The organism is Pseudoalteromonas sp. MEBiC 03485 (assembly GCF_004195145.1).
Lineage (GTDB): Bacteria > Pseudomonadota > Gammaproteobacteria > Enterobacterales > Alteromonadaceae > Pseudoalteromonas > Pseudoalteromonas apostichopi.
Genome location: NZ_SGBT01000001.1, coordinates 427,078 through 444,457, shown reverse-complemented (window position 1 = coordinate 444,457; position 17,380 = coordinate 427,078). Strand labels below are relative to the sequence as shown.

The 17,380-nt window shown below is 41.5% G+C and carries 15 protein-coding genes; 7 read left to right on the top strand and 8 right to left on the bottom strand.

Going from position 1 to position 17,380, the window contains the following annotated elements; all coding sequences use genetic code 11:
* Positions 1 to 2: 2 nt before the first annotated feature.
* Both EVU92_RS02025 and rraA read right to left on the bottom strand, forming a co-directional pair.
* A complete protein-coding gene (locus EVU92_RS02025) occupies positions 3 to 1,052 on the bottom strand; it encodes a formimidoylglutamase (protein ID WP_130049810.1) in 1,050 nt (349 codons plus the stop codon).
* A gap of 5 nt (positions 1,053 to 1,057) precedes the next feature.
* Entirely contained in the window at positions 1,058 to 1,555 is a 498-nt protein-coding gene (gene rraA, locus EVU92_RS02020; RefSeq protein WP_054552822.1) for a ribonuclease E activity regulator RraA, read from the bottom strand.
* A 212-nt stretch (positions 1,556 to 1,767) separates the two neighbouring features.
* Here rraA and EVU92_RS02015 point away from each other — a divergent pair, with 212 nt between their 5' ends.
* From EVU92_RS02015 to EVU92_RS02005, 3 genes are all read left to right on the top strand, one after another.
* A complete protein-coding gene (locus EVU92_RS02015) occupies positions 1,768 to 2,304 on the top strand; it encodes a phosphatase PAP2 family protein (protein ID WP_130049809.1) in 537 nt (178 codons plus the stop codon).
* Positions 2,301 to 3,350: an MJ1255/VC2487 family glycosyltransferase gene (locus EVU92_RS02010; RefSeq protein WP_130049808.1), complete on the top strand. Its 1,050-nt coding sequence runs from the start codon at positions 2,301 to 2,303 to the stop codon at positions 3,348 to 3,350. Before EVU92_RS02015 ends, EVU92_RS02010 begins: the two co-directional genes overlap by 4 nt.
* Positions 3,351 to 3,455: 105 nt before the next feature.
* On the top strand, positions 3,456 to 5,336 hold the full coding sequence (locus EVU92_RS02005; protein ID WP_130049807.1) for a HAMP domain-containing methyl-accepting chemotaxis protein: 1,881 nt from the start codon (positions 3,456 to 3,458) through the stop codon (positions 5,334 to 5,336).
* 341 nt (positions 5,337 to 5,677) lie between these two features.
* Here the strand turns inward: EVU92_RS02005 and EVU92_RS02000 are convergent, their stop codons facing one another.
* From EVU92_RS02000 to priA, 5 genes are all read right to left on the bottom strand, one after another.
* Complete coding sequence (locus EVU92_RS02000; protein WP_130049806.1) at positions 5,678 to 6,052, bottom strand: gamma-butyrobetaine hydroxylase-like domain-containing protein; 375 nt, start codon at positions 6,050 to 6,052, stop codon at positions 5,678 to 5,680.
* Between the two features lie 76 nt (positions 6,053 to 6,128).
* Positions 6,129 to 7,457 (bottom strand): HslU--HslV peptidase ATPase subunit, encoded by a 1,329-nt coding sequence (gene hslU, locus EVU92_RS01995; RefSeq protein WP_130049805.1) that lies wholly within the window; start codon positions 7,455 to 7,457, stop codon positions 6,129 to 6,131.
* A gap of 11 nt (positions 7,458 to 7,468) precedes the next feature.
* Positions 7,469 to 7,987, bottom strand: a complete 519-nt coding sequence (hslV, locus tag EVU92_RS01990) for an ATP-dependent protease subunit HslV (protein ID WP_054552816.1) — start codon at positions 7,985 to 7,987, stop codon at positions 7,469 to 7,471.
* 80 nt (positions 7,988 to 8,067) lie between these two features.
* Complete coding sequence (locus tag EVU92_RS01985) at positions 8,068 to 8,595, bottom strand: SPOR domain-containing protein (protein WP_130049804.1); 528 nt, start codon at positions 8,593 to 8,595, stop codon at positions 8,068 to 8,070.
* Between the two features lie 15 nt (positions 8,596 to 8,610).
* A complete protein-coding gene (gene priA, locus EVU92_RS01980; protein WP_130049803.1) occupies positions 8,611 to 10,791 on the bottom strand; it encodes a primosomal protein N' in 2,181 nt (726 codons plus the stop codon).
* A 233-nt stretch (positions 10,792 to 11,024) separates the two neighbouring features.
* On the opposite strand from priA, the gene rpmE reads away from it, so the two are divergent.
* Positions 11,025 to 11,240: a 50S ribosomal protein L31 gene (gene rpmE, locus EVU92_RS01975; RefSeq protein WP_036973208.1), complete on the top strand. Its 216-nt coding sequence runs from the start codon at positions 11,025 to 11,027 to the stop codon at positions 11,238 to 11,240.
* A gap of 572 nt (positions 11,241 to 11,812) precedes the next feature.
* On the top strand, positions 11,813 to 13,054 hold the full coding sequence (locus EVU92_RS01970; protein ID WP_130049802.1) for a malic enzyme-like NAD(P)-binding protein: 1,242 nt from the start codon (positions 11,813 to 11,815) through the stop codon (positions 13,052 to 13,054).
* Positions 13,055 to 13,153: 99 nt separating this feature from the next.
* Here EVU92_RS01970 and metJ read toward each other — a convergent pair whose 3' ends face one another.
* Positions 13,154 to 13,474, bottom strand: coding sequence for a met regulon transcriptional regulator MetJ (gene metJ, locus EVU92_RS01965; protein WP_036973203.1), 321 nt, complete (start codon positions 13,472 to 13,474; stop codon positions 13,154 to 13,156).
* Between the two features lie 224 nt (positions 13,475 to 13,698).
* Here metJ and metB point away from each other — a divergent pair, with 224 nt between their 5' ends.
* Both metB and metL read left to right on the top strand, forming a co-directional pair.
* Positions 13,699 to 14,958: a cystathionine gamma-synthase gene (metB, locus tag EVU92_RS01960; RefSeq protein ID WP_130049801.1), complete on the top strand. Its 1,260-nt coding sequence runs from the start codon at positions 13,699 to 13,701 to the stop codon at positions 14,956 to 14,958.
* 5 nt (positions 14,959 to 14,963) lie between these two features.
* Positions 14,964 to 17,309: a bifunctional aspartate kinase/homoserine dehydrogenase II gene (metL, locus tag EVU92_RS01955; protein ID WP_130049800.1), complete on the top strand. Its 2,346-nt coding sequence runs from the start codon at positions 14,964 to 14,966 to the stop codon at positions 17,307 to 17,309.
* Positions 17,310 to 17,380 lie beyond the last annotated feature (71 nt).

Below are 17,380 nucleotides of genomic sequence, written 5' to 3'. Positions count from 1 at the left end.
TTCTAACCGTCTTCTCTTGCCTGCAAATACGCATTCACCAAGGCTGTGATGATTTGGCCGGCATCGTTCATTCCAGCTTCTAAACCTACTGGGTGTTGCGATGGTGCGCCTTCACATAAATGTAAGTAGTGAGCGGTTGTTTGACTGGCAGCTAAATGCACAAAATGTTCTGCATCACTAACACTGAAACCACAGTTAGTATAAGCACTTACAGGCATTAATGAGATGCTGTCTAGGTCTAATTCTACTCCAAGCGGTGCATTATCAAACTGAGCTAAAGCATGTTTACATGCTGAAGATAAATCGACTTTGCGACGGACCTGAATGTCTTGATAGCTATCAAACGTGAAGTTTGCGTTAGTCAGGGCATCCATAATCGCTTGGTTATTTTTAAATTCGTGTAAACCCATGACATGATAATCAGCAAGGTGGTTTTCGCTGTACGCATATCTAAAGCCATTGCCGCTATGACGGCCTTCACACTCTCTGAAATCAGCATGAGGGTCTAAGTTAATAGCGTTCACTGGTTTGCCATGTTGCTTACTAAGGGCACGTAATATGCCCAGGCAGTTGTTATGGCCGCCGCCAATTACAATTGGTTCAAGGCCTGCTGCAAAAATCATTGCAAGTACTTGCTCAACGCGAGTGTCGATATCGCCGCACAGTTCACGAAGTTTGGCTAAGTCTGCTTCGTTTTTATTATCAAGGTTAATAGCCTGTTGGTTTAAATCGTCAAGGTCAACTTCGCCAAGTAGCAGCACACGTTCATGATTTAAAAACTGATTATGCGTTTGGTTTAAAAAGCGCTTTAAAAAAGCCTGCCATGCTTGCCCAGAGCCACCATTGCCTAAGTTAGCTCGAGGTCCAATATCTTCACATACGCCAACTAAAACATAGCGAATACCGAATTGTTTTGCATCGATGAGGGCTTGTGGGGCATTAACTTGAGTGTCGAGAAGGGCAAGGGCTTGCCAAGCTTTAAGTTCGTTAGCGCGGCGAGCACATAAGTGCCTCACCGCCGCTTCATCATAAATTTTAAGGTAATTTGTCACCGAGATTAGTCTTCTATTATTTCTAACTCTAATTCTTCAGCAGATAATATAATACCGGTGCTATCAGCGTAAACAAAGTCGTCATCAAAGAAAGATACGCCTGCGAAGTTAACGCCAATGCCATCTTCACCTGCACCTTCACTATCTGCAGCAACAGGAATAGACGCAATTGCTTGAATGCCTAAGTCTAGCTCTTCAAGTTCATCAACATGGCGAATTGCACCGTAAACTATAATGCCTTGCCAGTTGTTTTCTAATGCGATTTCAGCCAGCTCTATATCAATAAGGGCGCGTCGGGTTGAGCCACCACCATCAATCAATAACACGCTGTCGGTACCATCGGTTGATAAAATCTCGCGGATCAGCTCGTTATTTTCAAAGCATTTAACGGTTTTGACTCGACCACTAAAGCTTGGGCGTCCACCAAAATTGATAAACATTGGTTCGAGCACATCAACCACATCTGCAAAGTGGTCGCATAAATCAGAAGTGCTGTAATCCATTTTTTCATCCTCTAAAGAGACTGTCTGTTTAGTACTCAGTATACCCTGATACAACTCAATAACAACGACTTAATAGCGGTTTATTAGTTTAAATCAAAGGAATCTCGTTATCGCAACATTAGTGTCTCAAAAGCGTCACCTAATTGTTATTTTTAGCGCCTAAGCTGAGATGAGTATAAAAATTAGACGCAAAGTATGATAAGGAGCTCACCATGGCAAACAACATACTTACTAAATTGGCAAAAGTGGATGAACAGCTGTTTTTAAGTGTGTTTAATGATGCTTCGCCAATTTGGCTCAGAAGATCAGCGCTCGGGTTTTCGAAAAGTGGCGATGGCGGACTTTACGTAATGTTGTTTTTTGGTTTTTGGTGGTTTACCGAGCAGCTGCATTTTCAGCAACTTGCGATGAGTATATTGGTGGGCTTTGCAATTGAGCGGCCTATTTACTTTTTAGCTAAAAAGCGGATTGCGCGGGTAAGGCCTTGCGATTGCTTAGTGCAAGGCGCTTATTTAGTACCAAGTGATCAGTTTAGCTTACCGTCAGGACATAGTGCAGGGGCATTTGTGGTGGCGACTATTTTGACTATGTATTTTCCTGAATTTGCTGTGCTGTGGTTGATGTGGGCATCAGGGGTGGCGGCATCAAGGGTGATTATTGGTGTGCATTACCCCGCTGATGTAGTGATTGGTGCAGTGATGGGATCAAGTTGTGCAGTATTAGCAGTGATGGTGGTGGAATCTATATGAGAATTTTGTACGGTATTCAAGGTACGGGTAATGGACATATTACTCGAGCTCGAGTGATGGCAACAACTTTTAAAGCGTTGGGAGTCGATGTTGACTATGTGTTCTCGGGCCGTAAAGAACAAGACTACTTTGATATGGACGAGTTTGCTGATTATCGAGCTTTTCGCGGCTTGTCGTTTACCAGCAAATCGGGGCAAGTTGATAGCTTTAAAACATTAAAAAATGCGCGCCCACTTCAGCTTATAAGAGATATAAAAAACCTTGATTTGCGTCACTATGATTTAGTTTTTAATGACTTTGAACCAATCACCGCGTGGGCTGCTAAACAGCAAGGTATCCCTGTTATTGGTATGAGCCACCAAGCTGCATTTTTATCTGATAAAGTACCGATGTTTGGCCGTGCCTTCTTTCGCCGTGCGCTGATCCGTAACTATGCGCCAGCCAGTGTTTATTTAGGTGTCCATTGGCAACCCTATGCAGAGAACATAATTCCGCCATTTATTGCCAATCATCATCATGATAACCCGGTTATGGTCGAAAATAAGGTATTGGTTTACCTGCCTTTTGAGAATCTAGACAGTGTAGTTGAGTACTTAAAAGACTTTCCTGAACGTGAGTTTTATTGTTATCACCCTGATGCGCAAGATTGTTCAATCGGGAATATTCATTTGCGGGCTCCCTCACGCGTTGGGTTTTTAAATGACCTAGCCAATGCTGGTGGTGTAATTGGTAACGCCGGGTTTGAACTTGCAAGTGAAGCATTGCAGCTTGGTAAAAAGTTATTGTTAAAACCGCTTGGTAAGCAATTTGAGCAGGGGATTAATGCGCAGACTTTATTGTCGATGGGAGCTGCTCATGTAATGAGCTATTTAAACCCTAATGCGATGGATGATTGGTTGCAATCTCCACAGAACAAAAAACTCAATTTTCCCAGCGATCCAGCGCCCTTGGTTGATTGGTTGCAAAAAAAACAATGGGGAAAACTGGAACAATTACATAAAAACCTATGGCAAAAGGTTGATTTAGAAGAAAAGCTGATTGTTTAAAGGTACCTTATACTGGAAAATGCACGGCAAATTTAACCACTTTTTATTAGCTGCTTTAAATAGTTTAGCTATACTTTAAATGCATGTTTCTATAAGGCACTTTGAATGAATGTATTACAAAACTTAACTATTAAGCGTCGTTTACAGTTAAACGCGCTCGTTGTTGGTCTTGCAATGATTGTGATGCTGTGTGTAATCATCTTTGAGTCGCGCATGATGCTTAAGCTCAACGAAACAATTCAAAATGCGGAGGAGCTCGACATTCATGAACTTGCGATGCGTAAGCATGAAAAAAACTTTTTGTTTTACAAAGATGTCGATAGCCTTGAGCTTTTTGAGAAAGAGTATTCGCAGCTAAAAATTAAAATGGCGAGACTAGACGAGTTAGTGAAAGATTTGTCGATGGACTCATCTAATCTAAATGAATTTAGACGTCTTGCGAAAACTTATTACGATGACTTCAATGAAGTTGTGGAACTACAAAAGAAAATTGGCTTACACCCTAAAGATGCACTTTATGGTGATTTACGTGGTGCGGTGCATCAAGTAGAAACATTATTAAGTGAGCGCGAAAACTATAAATTACTAGCTTTAATGCTACAGCTTCGCCGCGCAGAAAAAGACTTTATGTTGCGCTTTGACTTAAAATATTTGAGTAAATTTAACGATTTAGTCACAAACTTCCAATCAGAAATTAAAAATGCTGGATTCGATGCAAATTACGAAAATCAATTAATTAATTTGCTTGCGACTTATCAAAGTAAATTTAAGGCTTTAGTTGATGCACAGGTTGCCTTAGGTCTGGATTTAGATTCAGGTGCACTCGGTGAGATGAAACACAGTGTTGGACTCAGTGATGCTATTGTTACAGAGCTGACAGATCAAACAAAGGCCTTCGTCGAATCAAGTGCAGCCACTGCGCAGCTAATTGCACTCATTGTATTTATTATTGCGAGCATTTTAGTGATGGTATTAGTTTACTTTACTAGCCGCTCAATTATTCAGCCTATTGAACGTGTGTACCACACGATTAACGAGATTCGTCGTAATAACGACTTAAGCATGTCGATTACTCAATCAGGTAAAGATGAAATCACCACTATGACGATCGACTTTAATAGTTTGATTAGTGATTTCAAAAAGCTTATTTATGAGGTAAATACAGCGCTAAGTACCCTTAATGTGGCTACAGAGCATTTATCTGAGACGACAGCTGCGACCAGTTCAGGTATGCAAGAACAACTTCATGAAGCCGATATGGTTGCCACGGCGGCGACTGAAATGCAGGCGACGATTCAAGATATCTCGCACAACACTGAAGCTGCAGCGAAAAAAGCTGAGTCAACTAACTTAAGTGCGCAGCAAGGCCGTTCAGAAGTTGAATCAACAGTGGTGCAAATTAATCACTTATCCGATTCACTCGGTAATGCCTCAAGTGTGGTTTCACAGTTAGAAAAAGACGCCGAAACAATAGGCTCTGTACTTGATGTTATTCGTGGCATTGCTGAGCAAACAAATTTACTGGCACTCAATGCGGCAATTGAAGCAGCACGTGCTGGCGAGCAAGGTCGAGGCTTTGCGGTGGTTGCTGATGAAGTACGTTCACTTGCGCAGCGTACTCAAGACTCAACTCAAGAGATCGAGAGTATCATTTCAACCTTACAAGGGCGCACTCAAGAAGTGGTGAGCATTATGCAGCAATGTCGTACACAGGGTGGCGAAAGTGCAGCACAGGCAAGTAAAGCCGGTGAGTTACTGCGCTCAATCACCGAAGATGTTCAAACCATTATGGATATGAGTACTCATATCGCTACAGCAATTGATGAGCAAAGCCAAGTGGCTTCTGAGGTGAACAAAAACGTGGTACGTATTCGTGATATCGCTCAAGAGGCATCAGGCCATGCGGCAACTAACGCACAAACTAGCGAAGAAGTGTCTGAGCAAGCGCGTGTACTTTATCAGGCAATAGATAAGTTTAAAGTTTAATGAGTATACCCAAGCCACCCCAAGATGCAGAGTTCAGCGTTTCACAGGTGATTAATATCAAGGCGTTACTTTGCAAGAGTCAGTCCCTTTTAAGAAGTAACAAGGATGAGAGTAAGTTCCTGTGAAGCGCCCAACGGGTTGGTTTAAAAGCGATTTATACTGCGTTATTGATTTGAACAATAGAACCACTATTACTTGCAATCAATGCCTTGCCTAAATCGCTTTTAATTCCAACTGAAACTCGCATCTTGAGGTGGTTTGGGTATATAAAAAAAGCGCGGTGACGGTGCCGTCATCGCGCTTTTTTTTAGGTGTGCTTTATCGAGGCATTTTGATAGGTATTAAGGCACGAACTTAATAGGCACACTGTCCTTATTTGCTTCGTGCTCGGTGACTCTAGCTTGGTATTGCTGCCAAAGCTCGTCATGGTTAGCATGTAGCTCGCTAAGATAGTGCCAGCTAAATAAACCGCTATTATGATTGTCGCTAAATACCAGTCGAATTGCATAATGACCAACAGGCTCAATCTTGCTAATTCCTACTTGCTGCTTATCAAGCACTAGTTTCATCGGCTCATTACCATGTCCTTGTACTTCAGCTGAAGGTGAGTGAACACGCAAAAATTCAGCACTAAATTGAGCAATAGTCTGATCATCAAAATGAACATCTAATACTTTGCTAACGCTGTGATAATGCACTTTAGTGACTTCTTTCATGTGAGCCTCGTATGTACGATTTATAAACTAAAAAGCCTCCAACTGGAGGCTTTTGATTATAACGCTAAATTGTTGATTAAAGAATGAAGCGACTCAAATCTTCATCTTCAACAAGTGCACCTAAATGCTGCTCAACGTAGTTGGCATCAATTGTCAGTGTTGACCCTGCTTTTTCTGAGGCATCAAATGAAATTTCTTCCATTAGTTTTTCCATCACTGTGTGTAAGCGACGTGCACCGATGTTTTCGGTTTTTTCATTTACTTGCCAAGCCGCTTTCGCAATGCGTTCAATGGCATCATCTGTAAACTCAACCTCAACTTGTTCTGTTTTTAACAGCTCACGTTGTTGCTCTGTCAATGAAGCGTGAGGCTCAGTTAAGATACGTTTAAAGTCATCAGCACTAAGCGCTTCAAGCTCAACACGAATTGGTAAACGACCTTGCAGCTCTGGGATCATGTCTGATGGTTTAGCCATTTGGAATGCGCCTGATGCGATAAACAACATGTGGTCTGTTTTAACCATGCCGTGTTTAGTGCTTACCGTTGAGCCTTCGATTAATGGTAGTAAATCGCGTTGTACACCTTCACGGCTAACATCTGGGCCAGAAGCTTCACCACGTTTACAGATTTTATCGATTTCATCGATAAAAACGATACCGTTTTGCTCTACCGCGAAGATAGCTTGCTCTTTTAACTCTTCAGGATTAACAAGTTTTGCGGCTTCTTCTTCAACTAATAGTTTGAATGCTTCTTTGATCTTCAGCTTACGCTTGCTGCGCTTATCACCACCCATATTTTGGAACATGCTTTGTAGCTGGTTGGTCATTTCTTCCATACCAGGAGGAGCCATGATCTCAACATTTGGTTGTGCTTGTGCAACATCGATATCAATTTCTTTGTCGTCTAATTGGCCTTCACGTAATTTCTTACGGAAAGATTGACGAGTAGAAGAGTTCTCTTCTGTTTTTGATTCACCAAATGTATCGCGTGCTGGTGGTAAAAGAGCATCTAAAATGCGTTCTTCTGCCGCTTCTTCAGCGCGGTGTTTAAATTTTTTAGTTTGTTGTTCACGTGTCATTTTAATTGAAATATCAACTAAATCACGGATGATCGTTTCAACTTCTTTACCAACATAGCCCACTTCAGTGAACTTGGTTGCTTCAACTTTAATGAAAGGGGCATTAGCAAGTTTGGCTAAGCGGCGAGCAATCTCAGTTTTACCCACACCAGTAGGACCAATCATTAAAATATTTTTTGGTGTTACTTCAGCGCGTAAATCGTCGCTCAGTTGCATACGGCGCCAGCGATTACGTAGCGCGATTGAAACTGCTTTTTTAGCTTTAGCTTGGCCAATAATATGTTGATCAAGCTCGTGAACGATTTCTCTTGGCGTCATCTCAGACATGGCAGTTCCTATTACAATTCTTCAATAGTTTGGAAATTATTCGTGAATACACAGATATTGCCTGCAATTGTTAGGCTTTTCTCTACAATGTCACGTGCACTTAGGTCGGTATTTTCTAGTAGCGCTGTGGCTGCTGATTGTGCGAAGTTACCACCACTGCCAATCGCAATTAGGTCGTTTTCTGGCTGCACAACATCACCGTTACCTGTGATAATTAATGAAGCAGTTTCGTCTGCGACTGCTAATAGTGCTTCGAGCTTTCTAAGTGCGCGATCACTACGCCAATCTTTGGCCATTTCTACGGCAGCCTTAGTCAGGTTACCTTGGTGCATTTCTAGTTTGCTTTCAAATCGTTCGAAAAGGGTGAAGGCATCAGCAGTACCGCCAGCGAAACCAGCGATTACTTTGCCATTATAAAGACGTCGAACTTTGCGGGCGTTGCCCTTCATTACGGTATTACCAAGTGAAACTTGGCCGTCGCCACCAATAACGACCTTGTCGTCGCGGCGTACACTTACAATAGTGGTCATGATTATTCCTCATCATCGAGCGGCGAAGCCGCTCGTAAAAAGCGATTGATGAGGTGTTTATATGGGTGAATGAACTAAAATCAAGTCCAAAGCCAAATTCCGCAGCCCATTATTTTGATGCGTTTAAGTTTATTCTTGTCACTTTCGGCTAAACGTTTGGTTTCGTAAGGGCCTAAGCGCACTTTATACCAAATACCATTACTGCCTTGTGTTTTCTTTACCTCGGCAACTAAGCCTGCAAAAGCGATTTTTGCTTTTAATGTTTGTGCTTGTGCCATGGTTCTAAAAGAGCCGCATTGCATTACATAAGGGCCTTTTTGTTCAATCTCTTTGACCTCGACTTGAACTTCATGCTCTTTAATCTCCTTAATGAACTCAGGCGTTTTAGGAGGCGGAATGATAGCTTCTTCTTTTTTAACTGGGTTTGCTTGCTGCTCTACTAACTCAGGATCGGCATTATGTTTGATATACCACAAGCCGTAACCAAACCCGCCTACTAAGATAAGCGCAATTAAAACAAGAAAAATTGGGAAGGGCTTTTTTGCCGGGGCTTGTTTTTTATTATTTCGATTTGCTGGTTTTTTATTTATGTAATCGTGTTGTGCCATGATTCTTAATTGGCCTTAAATCATATCTATAGGATCAACATCTAGGCTCCAACGCACCTTTTGCGCTAATTTACTGGTACTTATATAGTCAACCATCTGCGCTAAATATTGGTGTAAGTGAGAGCGTTCCTGCGCCTGAATATGTAATTGAAAGCGATATTTACCTGCTACACGTTCCAGTGGCGCAGGTATCGGACCAAGCAATTGTATACCAGATACGTTCTGGACAGGAACCAAATCAGTTAAAAAATCGACCACTTGATTAATGTTATGCCCTTCTGCACGAACCATGGCCATATTAGTGACAGGTGGAAGCTGCGCATCTTCTCGCTCTGTGAGTGCATAGCGGGCAAAATCTTGGTAACCATTATTTACTAGGTCTTGTAGTAGTGGATGCTCAGGAAAGTGAGTTTGCAGTAATACTTGCCCTGGCTCACCACTTCGCCCAGCACGGCCTGCCACTTGTGTAACTAGCTGTGCTAAATGCTCTGTCGCGCGAAAGTCACAGGAATATAAACCACTATCGACATCTAAGATTAAAACGAGACTCACATCGGCAAAGTGGTGGCCTTTTGCCAACATTTGCGTACCGACTAAGATACGAGCACCACCTTGATTAATATCATCAAGTGCTTTCTCTAAGCTGCCTTTACGACGGGTTGAGTCGCGGTCAATACGACTAATCGGAATATCAGCGAAGGTTTGTGTTAAAAACTCTTCAATTTGCTCAGTGCCTTTACCATTTGGAAAAATCTGCGTGCTGCCACAATCTGGACACTGATGGGGCACCTGATGTTGTTCACCACAGTGGTGACAAATCATCTGGCCAATGGCTTTATGAAAGGTTGCACTGGTGCTACAACGTGAGCACTCACTTAGCCAACCACACTCATGACATATGAGGGTAGGTGAAAAACCTCGGCGGTTTAAAAACACCATCACTTGCTTGCCTCGCTCTAAATGTTGACGCATATAGGCAAGGCTGGCATGGGCAATACCAGCTTGTTCTGGTTGGCCTTTCATATCGATTAATTGGAACTGATTATCAGTGCTGGTTTGGGCGCGTTCAGTAAGACTCAATAACTGATATTTGTTATTAATTGCTTTGTGTAAGGTTTCAAGTGCCGGTGTGGCGCTACCTAAAACCAGTGGAATATTATGCTGGTATGCTCTATAAGCGGCTAAATCTCTGGCATGATAACGTAACGTGTCTTGCTGTTTAAACGAGCTGTCGTGCTCTTCATCAACAATGATCATCCCAAGCGATAAAAAGGGTAAGAAAATACTCGAACGTGTACCGATCACTATGGCACAACTGCCTTTTTCACAGAAACGCCAGGTTTGTAAGCGTTCATTGTCTGTTAGTGCTGAATGCCATAGCATTATTGGTGTATCAGGAAATCGGCGACGAAAACGGTTAACGGTTTGAGGTGTTAAGCCAATTTCGGGCACTAATACTAAGGCTTGTTGACCTTTTTTAAGTACTTCTTCTAGGCATTGCAAATACACTTCAGTTTTACCACTTCCGGTAACCCCTTCAAGTAAAAAGCTAGTAAAGCCGCAAGCTTGATTAATGCTGGTACAGGCAACGGCTTGCTCTTTATTAAGAATTGGTTTGTTTCCAACGGTCGGCACGCGTTGCTGCCATTGGTTATCATGTTCGATAAACTGAGTGATCAATTCTTTATCGAGTAGGCCGTCGATGGTTTTTTTTGTAAATCCGAGTGCTTTTAATTCAGTAACAGATGATTTGCCCGATTCGGCTAGCTGCTTTAATAAACTCAACTGGGTTTTTGCTTTTAGTGATGGAAGCTTTGCGCCTTTATCGGTCAGCTCAACCATATTAATACTGGTTTTATCTGGACATTCGCCTTGTCTTAAAGCAGCCGGAAGTGCCGTATGAATGGTTTCACCCAATGGGTAACAGTAGTAGCGGGCAGTAAATTTTAGCAAGGCTAGATGCTGCTCTGATAAAACTGGTGTGTCGTCTATTACATCAATAATAGCTTTAATTTTGTCTGCAGGAACTTCTGTTGATGTTTTTAGAGCGAGTACCACAGCGACCTTTTTTTGACTGCCAAATGGCACACGAACTCGCATACCTGGCTTTAAGTCAGGGCTATGCAGCAGCTGTTCAACTTTATAATCGAAGGTACGCTGTAAAGGGACTTTTATGGCAACTTCTACAAAGTGCATAACAACTCAACTGAAACAAAGATAGAAGGATAATGTACTAAAATTACTGTTAAAAACCTACCAACAAATACTGAACAACAGGCCACTTGATTATTTTTTTAGCGAAAGATGCATTTAAAGCTTGTCGCAAGGTCACTTGAGCTATAAAATACGCGGCCTATTAATTGTATTAACTGCGTATGGTGCCAGACTTCGGGTTTGGAGAGCGATACGGCCTTAACTAGAGGTTCCCTATGAAAGAAGGTATTCACCCTAAGTACGAAGCTATCACTGCAACTTGTTCATGTGGTAACAAATTCGAAACTAGCTCAACTCTTTGTAAAGACATCCACTTAGACGTATGTTCTGAGTGTCACCCGTTTTACACTGGTAAGCAAAAGATTCTAGACACTGGCGGCCGTGTTGATCGTTTCAACAAGCGCTTCGGTGCACTTAGCAGCAAGAAGTAATTTCTGCTGTTTAGTTAAAAGAAGCACCTTAGGGTGCTTTTTTTATACCTAAAATTCATTAAGTATACTTTGAACTCATCACTAACTTACCATCTTCACTTATTTCTTTTGCATAACTATTTCTGAGTGTTATGCCCACTATGTCGCTAATTGTGCAGACAAAGTGTAAACCCTTGGCTATATTCTTTTTTGTATAAATGCATACCAATCCGCAATAATACTTAATTAAGCGTATTGGTATCTAAAAGTTATTAAAAATAATAATTTTAAATAATTTCGTAATTAAATGCTGTGAACTTCGTTGAAATGGCGGTTTTAGGCTAATTTCGGCTATTTGCAGTGTTCGTGCATACAAAATACAAAAACACGTGCTTAAAAGGCCATAAATAGGTGAATTTTTATGTCTAATTAATCGCAACTATGCACAGAAATTGTGGGGAAATCCTTTAAAATTAAGCGATATAGCTTATAACAGGATAGACCTGATAATACTTGGAATTTTTATACATTACAGGTATCGTACTGATGCAAGCTCTCTCACTTTTTAACTTTTTGCAGGATACTATCGCGTTATGTCAGATTTTCGTGAACAAGCATTACATTACCACGCTCACCCCGTTCCAGGTAAAATTAGTGTTGAACTAACCAAGCCAGCCGAAACGGTTAACGATCTCGCTTTAGCTTATAGCCCAGGTGTGGCTGAACCGGTCCGCGAAATTGCTGCTGATCCAGCAAATGCCTATAAGTACACAGGTAAAGGTAACATGGTTGCGGTTATTTCAAACGGTACCGCAATTTTAGGTTTAGGTAACTTAGGTCCGCTTGCATCAAAACCTGTAATGGAAGGTAAAGCCTTATTATTCAAACGTTTTGCTGGCCTTGATTCAATTGATATTGAAGTAAAACACCGCACAACAGAAGATTTCATCAATACGGTTGCTAATATTGCTGATACCTTTGGTGGTATCAACTTAGAAGATATTAAAGCACCAGAATGTTTTGAAATCGAAAAAGCGCTTATTGAACGCTGTGATATTCCCGTTTTCCATGATGACCAGCATGGTACAGCTATTGTTACTGCTGCCGGTATGCTTAATGCCCTTGAAGTACAAGGTAAAGATATCGAAGATGCCATTATTGTATGTTTAGGTGCCGGTGCTGCCGCAGTTGCTTGTATGGAGCTTTTAATTAAATGTGGCGCACTACGTGAGCACATCTATATGCTTGACCGTAAAGGTGTGATCCATACTCGTCGTGATGACTTAAACGAGTATAAGCAACTATTCGCTAATAATACTGATAAGCGTACATTACAAGATGTTATTGCTGATGCTGATGTATTTGTTGGTGTATCAGGTCCTAACCTATTAACTGCAGATGATCTTAAGCTAATGGCTGATAAACCAGTCGTGTTTGCGTGTTCAAACCCAGATCCTGAGATTGCACCAGAAGTTGCGCACAGTGCACGTAACGATTTAATTATGGCTACGGGTCGTTCAGACTTCCCTAATCAAGTAAATAACGTGCTTTGCTTCCCGTTTATTTTCCGCGGTGCGCTTGATGTGCGTGCAACGGCAATTAATGATGAAATGAAAATTGCGGCAGTACACGCTATTCGTGGTATCGCTAAAGAGTCTGTACCAAATGAAGTACTGAAAGCGGCTGGTGTTGAGTCACTAGAGTTTGGTGCTGAGTACATCATTCCTAAGCCAATGGACCCGCGTTTATTACCTCGTATTGCACGTGCTGTTGCTGAAGCTGCAGTGGAGTCAGGTGTAGCGCAAATCGAGATGCCAGAAGATTACATGCGTTAAACTTAATTACTCAAATTGTATAACGCTAATAAAAAACTCAGCCTTGGCTGAGTTTTTTTATATCTGCGATTATCGGCGGTGATCCGATGGCCGAAATACTTATTCTGAATCAAGCACTGGGATATCTAACCCCATTTCTTGCATAATTCTTTTAACTTCTTCAGGTACTTTTTCAGGGTTGTCTTTACGAAGGTCGTCATCATTTGGTAATGGTTGACCTGTAAAAGCATGTAAGAAAGCTTCACACAATAACTCGCTGTTCGTCGCATGACGCAGGTTATTGATCTGGCGGCGTGTACGCTCGTCAGTTAATACTTTTAATACGTTAAGTGGGATTGATACGGTAATCTTTTTTACTTGTTCTGATTTTTTACCGTGTTCTGCATATGGGTGAATGTATTCACCGTTCCATTTAGCCATAAGTTGTTTCGTTGCCTCGGTTGTCAGTGATTTACGCCTTATTCACAGCGCAAGATGCGGAAATTCTATCTCTTTAAAAAAGATAGTCAAATACTAGTTATTTAGCCATCTAGTGGTGTAAATGTATAAACTTCTATGTGTGAGCGATAAATGCTTTGACTTCTCATATTTGATCATCTAACCTTTTAGACGTCTAAACATCCAATTCAGGAATAGGTGATGAAATGAGCGATAAAAATAAAGCGACGATTACTGTTCGTCACGGCATCGAAGCCGATAAACATCATGGCGCGGTTGTACCGCCAATTTACTTATCAACCACCTATTCATTTGCTGATTTTGATACTAAGCGCCAGTATGACTATGGCCGCAGCGGTAACCCGAATCGCGATATCTTAGCTGAAACCTTAGCAGAACTTGAAGGTGGCGCTAGAGGTATTATTACTGCAACAGGTATGTCAGCAGTGCATTTAGCGACTCAGCTATTAAACAGTGACGACACCTTAGTGATCCCACATGACTGCTATGGTGGTAGTTATCGTTTATTCACTTCGCTTGAAAAGCGTGGCCTGTTAAAACTAAAAGTTTTGGATTTAACGAAATCTGAAAATCTCCAAGAAATTTTATCGATTAAACCTAAGTTGATTTGGATAGAAACGCCAAGTAATCCAATCTTGCGTTTAACAGATATTAAAGCAATCACTAGTATTGCTAAGCAGTGTGATGCTTTAGTTGCGGCTGATAACACCTTCTTATCACCTGCGCTGCAAAACCCAATTGAGTTTGGTGTTGATATTGTTGTTCACTCAACTACTAAATATATTAATGGTCACTCTGATGTGGTTGGCGGTGCGGTGATTGCTGCTACGCAAGAGCTAGGTGATGAGCTTGCTTGGTGGGCAAATAATATCGGTATTACTGGTGCACCATTTGACAGTTACTTAACGCTTCGTGGTTTACGTACTTTAAATGTGCGTTTAAAGCAGCATCAAGAAAATGCTTTTGCGATTGCGGAGTATTTAGAAAACTCTCCTTTTGTAAGCCAAGTTTATTATCCAGGCCTTGCTTCTCACCCACAACATGAGCTTGCTAAAGCACAGCAACGTGGTTTTGGTGGCATGGTGAGCTTTGATATTAAAGGCGACATTAACGATGCAGCAGCGTTTTTAACCAGTCTTAAAGACTTTAGCCTTGCAGAGTCGTTAGGTGGGGTAGAAAGCTTGATTTGTCACCCTGCGACTATGACACACGCAGGCATGGAGCCTAAAGCACGCCTTGAAGCCGGTGTGGGCGATACTTTGATCCGTATTTCTGTAGGCATTGAAGATGTAAAAGATCTTATCGCAGATTTAGACCGTGTTTTCAATTTAGTAAAACCAGGTCAAGGCCAGCAAGTTGCTAAAGCTGAAGTAAAACAAACACAGCAAGATACACAACAAAACGCGTCATTTAAGTTAACGCCTGCGCATACGGCATTGTGGTAGAAGAGATGGTAAATATTGTTCATAAATTTGGTGGCTCAAGCTTAAGCTCTGCAGATCGTTATCATGCGGTAGCTAACATCGTTCTAGCGAATACAGAGCAGGGTGACTGTGTGGTTGTGTCGGCATCAGGTAAAACAACCGATACTCTAGTAAAACTTTGGCAAAGTTACCAGCAGCAAGATAGACAAGCAGTTAGCGATATTTTATTGCTTATTGATAACAATCAACGAGCCTTAATTGAGCAATTACTTACAGGCCAGAATAAACAACAGGCGTTGGCGCAGCTAAATGATGAGCTTGCGGTTTTAAATGAATTAATTAGTCAACAGCAGTTACTTGAGGCGCCTTTACTTGCCCATGGTGAAGTATGGTCGGCGCGCTTGTTGGCCGCTTACCTAAATCAGCTCGGTGTCGCTGCGCAAGATGTTGATGCAAGGCAGTTATTTACTTTAAATGACGGGCAACTATTACATCAAAAAAATCAGCAGCAATGCACAAGTATAATTAGTAAGTCACACATAAACGTAGTAACGGGCTTTATAGCTGTGGATTGCCAAGGCAATACGGTTACATTAGGGCGCAACGGCAGTGATTACAGTGCGACGTTACTGGCCAGTTATACTTTTGCGAAACAAGTGTCTATATGGACCGATACACAAGGAGTGTTTAGTACAGATCCTCGTAAAGTTAAAAATGCGCTTAAATATGCCAAGGTTTGTCGCGAGCAAGCTAACTTATTAGCGCGTTTAGGTAATCCTGTACTGCATGCTAAGACGTTATCGCCGTTAAAAGGCACCGAGATCAAGCTAGTTGTTAGAAGTAGCTTTGATTGCGATGCAACGCCAACCGAAGTAGTAAAAGAAGGCTATAGCAAAGCAAAACGTTTTATTACTACCTTAGATAACATCGATTTATTACGGGTTGATAAACTTAGTAGTGGTGAAGTAGGTGAACTAAGCCAGTTAATCCAGCACAGCCTGCACCACTTTACTAAAGATGGCGATACTTACTTATTAGTGCCAGGCCAAAGCACTCATCAGGTTGTAGGCCACTTAGCGGGTCGCGCCAATATTGTTGAGTCTAATTTAAGTGGTTGTGCAGTGGTTGCACCAACAACTGATGTAATTACGCTTACAGATCAAGCGACAGCGCTTTTAAAAGAGCAAAGCATTCATCCTCGTTTTGTACAACAAGATGATAACTATGTGTTGATCTTAAATGACCAGGCAATTGATAGTGATGTTTTAACTCTTCTACATGACAAGTTAGTCAACAAAGGCCAAGAGCTGGCCATTATCGTTGCTGGTCTTGGTAATGTGGGTGAGGTGTTCTTATCGCAACTACAAGCTCAGTTTGCTCGTTTATCTGCTCAGTATAAAGTAAAAGTTGTTGCTCTTTTACGTTCAAAGCAAATGCTTTTTAGTGCCAGTGGTTTAAATACTGAAACATGGCAAGAGCAATGGCACAACGAAGCGCAAAGCTACAACAAAGCTGAGTTATTAGCACGTATCAATGAGCTTGATTATGAACACAAAGTAGTGATTGATATTACAGCCAGTGAGGCCTTTAGTCAGTTTTATCCTGATTTTATAGAACTTAACTGCCATTTGATCAGTGCAAACAAATATGCTGGCACCGCCGCCAGTAGTTGGTATCAAACATTACGTAATAATTTAGCCGAGCGAAATTTATTGTGGCGCTATAACACCAGTGTGGGGGCTGGTTTACCAATTAATTTTGCTTTAGCTGATTTACAAAATAGTGGTGACAGAATTAACCGTATTGAAGGGGTATTTTCAGGTACCTTGTCATGGTTATGCAGCAGCTATGATGGCAGTGTGCCGTTTTCAGATTTAGTGCTTCAAGCTCAGCAAATGGGCTATACAGAGCCAGATCCTCGTGAAGATTTATCTGGCCGCGATATGCAGCGTAAACTGCTAATTTTAGCGCGAGATCTCGGTCTTGATTTAGAGCTTGATGACATTGCTTTAACTCCACTCATGCCTGAAGCGTTAGCAATAGGTAGCTGGCAAGATTTTCTTGCAAATAAGCAGCTACTCGATGATTTTATGACTGAAAAAGCAAACTTGGCTGCAGCTGAAGATAAAGTTGTGCGCTATACCGGTGCTATTACATTAGTAGATGGTAAGGTCAAAGCACAAGTTGGCTTAGTCAATGTTGGCAAAGATGATGTACTAGCAGGTCTTAAACCGGGCGATAATATCTTTGTAATTAATTCACAGTGGTATTTAGATAATGCATTGGTGATCCAAGGCCCTGGAGCGGGCAAAGAGGTCACCGCAGCGGGGATTCACTCAGATCTTTATTGGTTAGTGAATAACCTAAAATAATTTTGCTGATCTTAGTTTAAATGGCTAAGCAAAAAGCGCCCTTTGGGCGCTTTTTTATTATCACAACTACT

What these genes read in the sequence shown, in the direction of transcription:
- EVU92_RS01970 (WP_130049802.1), top strand. Translation starts at nt 11,813, where the DNA reads ATGTCAGATTTTCGTGAACAAGCATTACATTACCACGCTCACCCCGTT.
- rpmE (WP_036973208.1), top strand. Translation starts at nt 11,025, where the DNA reads ATGAAAGAAGGTATTCACCCTAAGTACGAAGCTATCACTGCAACTTGT.
- rraA (WP_054552822.1), bottom strand. Translation starts at nt 1,555, where the DNA reads ATGGATTACAGCACTTCTGATTTATGCGACCACTTTGCAGATGTGGTT.
- metL (WP_130049800.1), top strand. Translation starts at nt 14,964, where the DNA reads ATGGTAAATATTGTTCATAAATTTGGTGGCTCAAGCTTAAGCTCTGCA.
- hslU (WP_130049805.1), bottom strand. Translation starts at nt 7,457, where the DNA reads ATGTCTGAGATGACGCCAAGAGAAATCGTTCACGAGCTTGATCAACAT.
- EVU92_RS02015 (WP_130049809.1), top strand. Translation starts at nt 1,768, where the DNA reads ATGGCAAACAACATACTTACTAAATTGGCAAAAGTGGATGAACAGCTG.
- EVU92_RS02005 (WP_130049807.1), top strand. Translation starts at nt 3,456, where the DNA reads ATGAATGTATTACAAAACTTAACTATTAAGCGTCGTTTACAGTTAAAC.
- EVU92_RS02010 (WP_130049808.1), top strand. Translation starts at nt 2,301, where the DNA reads ATGAGAATTTTGTACGGTATTCAAGGTACGGGTAATGGACATATTACT.
- metJ (WP_036973203.1), bottom strand. Translation starts at nt 13,474, where the DNA reads ATGGCTAAATGGAACGGTGAATACATTCACCCATATGCAGAACACGGT.
- hslV (WP_054552816.1), bottom strand. Translation starts at nt 7,987, where the DNA reads ATGACCACTATTGTAAGTGTACGCCGCGACGACAAGGTCGTTATTGGT.
- EVU92_RS01985 (WP_130049804.1), bottom strand. Translation starts at nt 8,595, where the DNA reads ATGGCACAACACGATTACATAAATAAAAAACCAGCAAATCGAAATAAT.
- metB (WP_130049801.1), top strand. Translation starts at nt 13,699, where the DNA reads ATGAGCGATAAAAATAAAGCGACGATTACTGTTCGTCACGGCATCGAA.
- priA (WP_130049803.1), bottom strand. Translation starts at nt 10,791, where the DNA reads ATGCACTTTGTAGAAGTTGCCATAAAAGTCCCTTTACAGCGTACCTTC.
- EVU92_RS02000 (WP_130049806.1), bottom strand. Translation starts at nt 6,052, where the DNA reads ATGAAAGAAGTCACTAAAGTGCATTATCACAGCGTTAGCAAAGTATTA.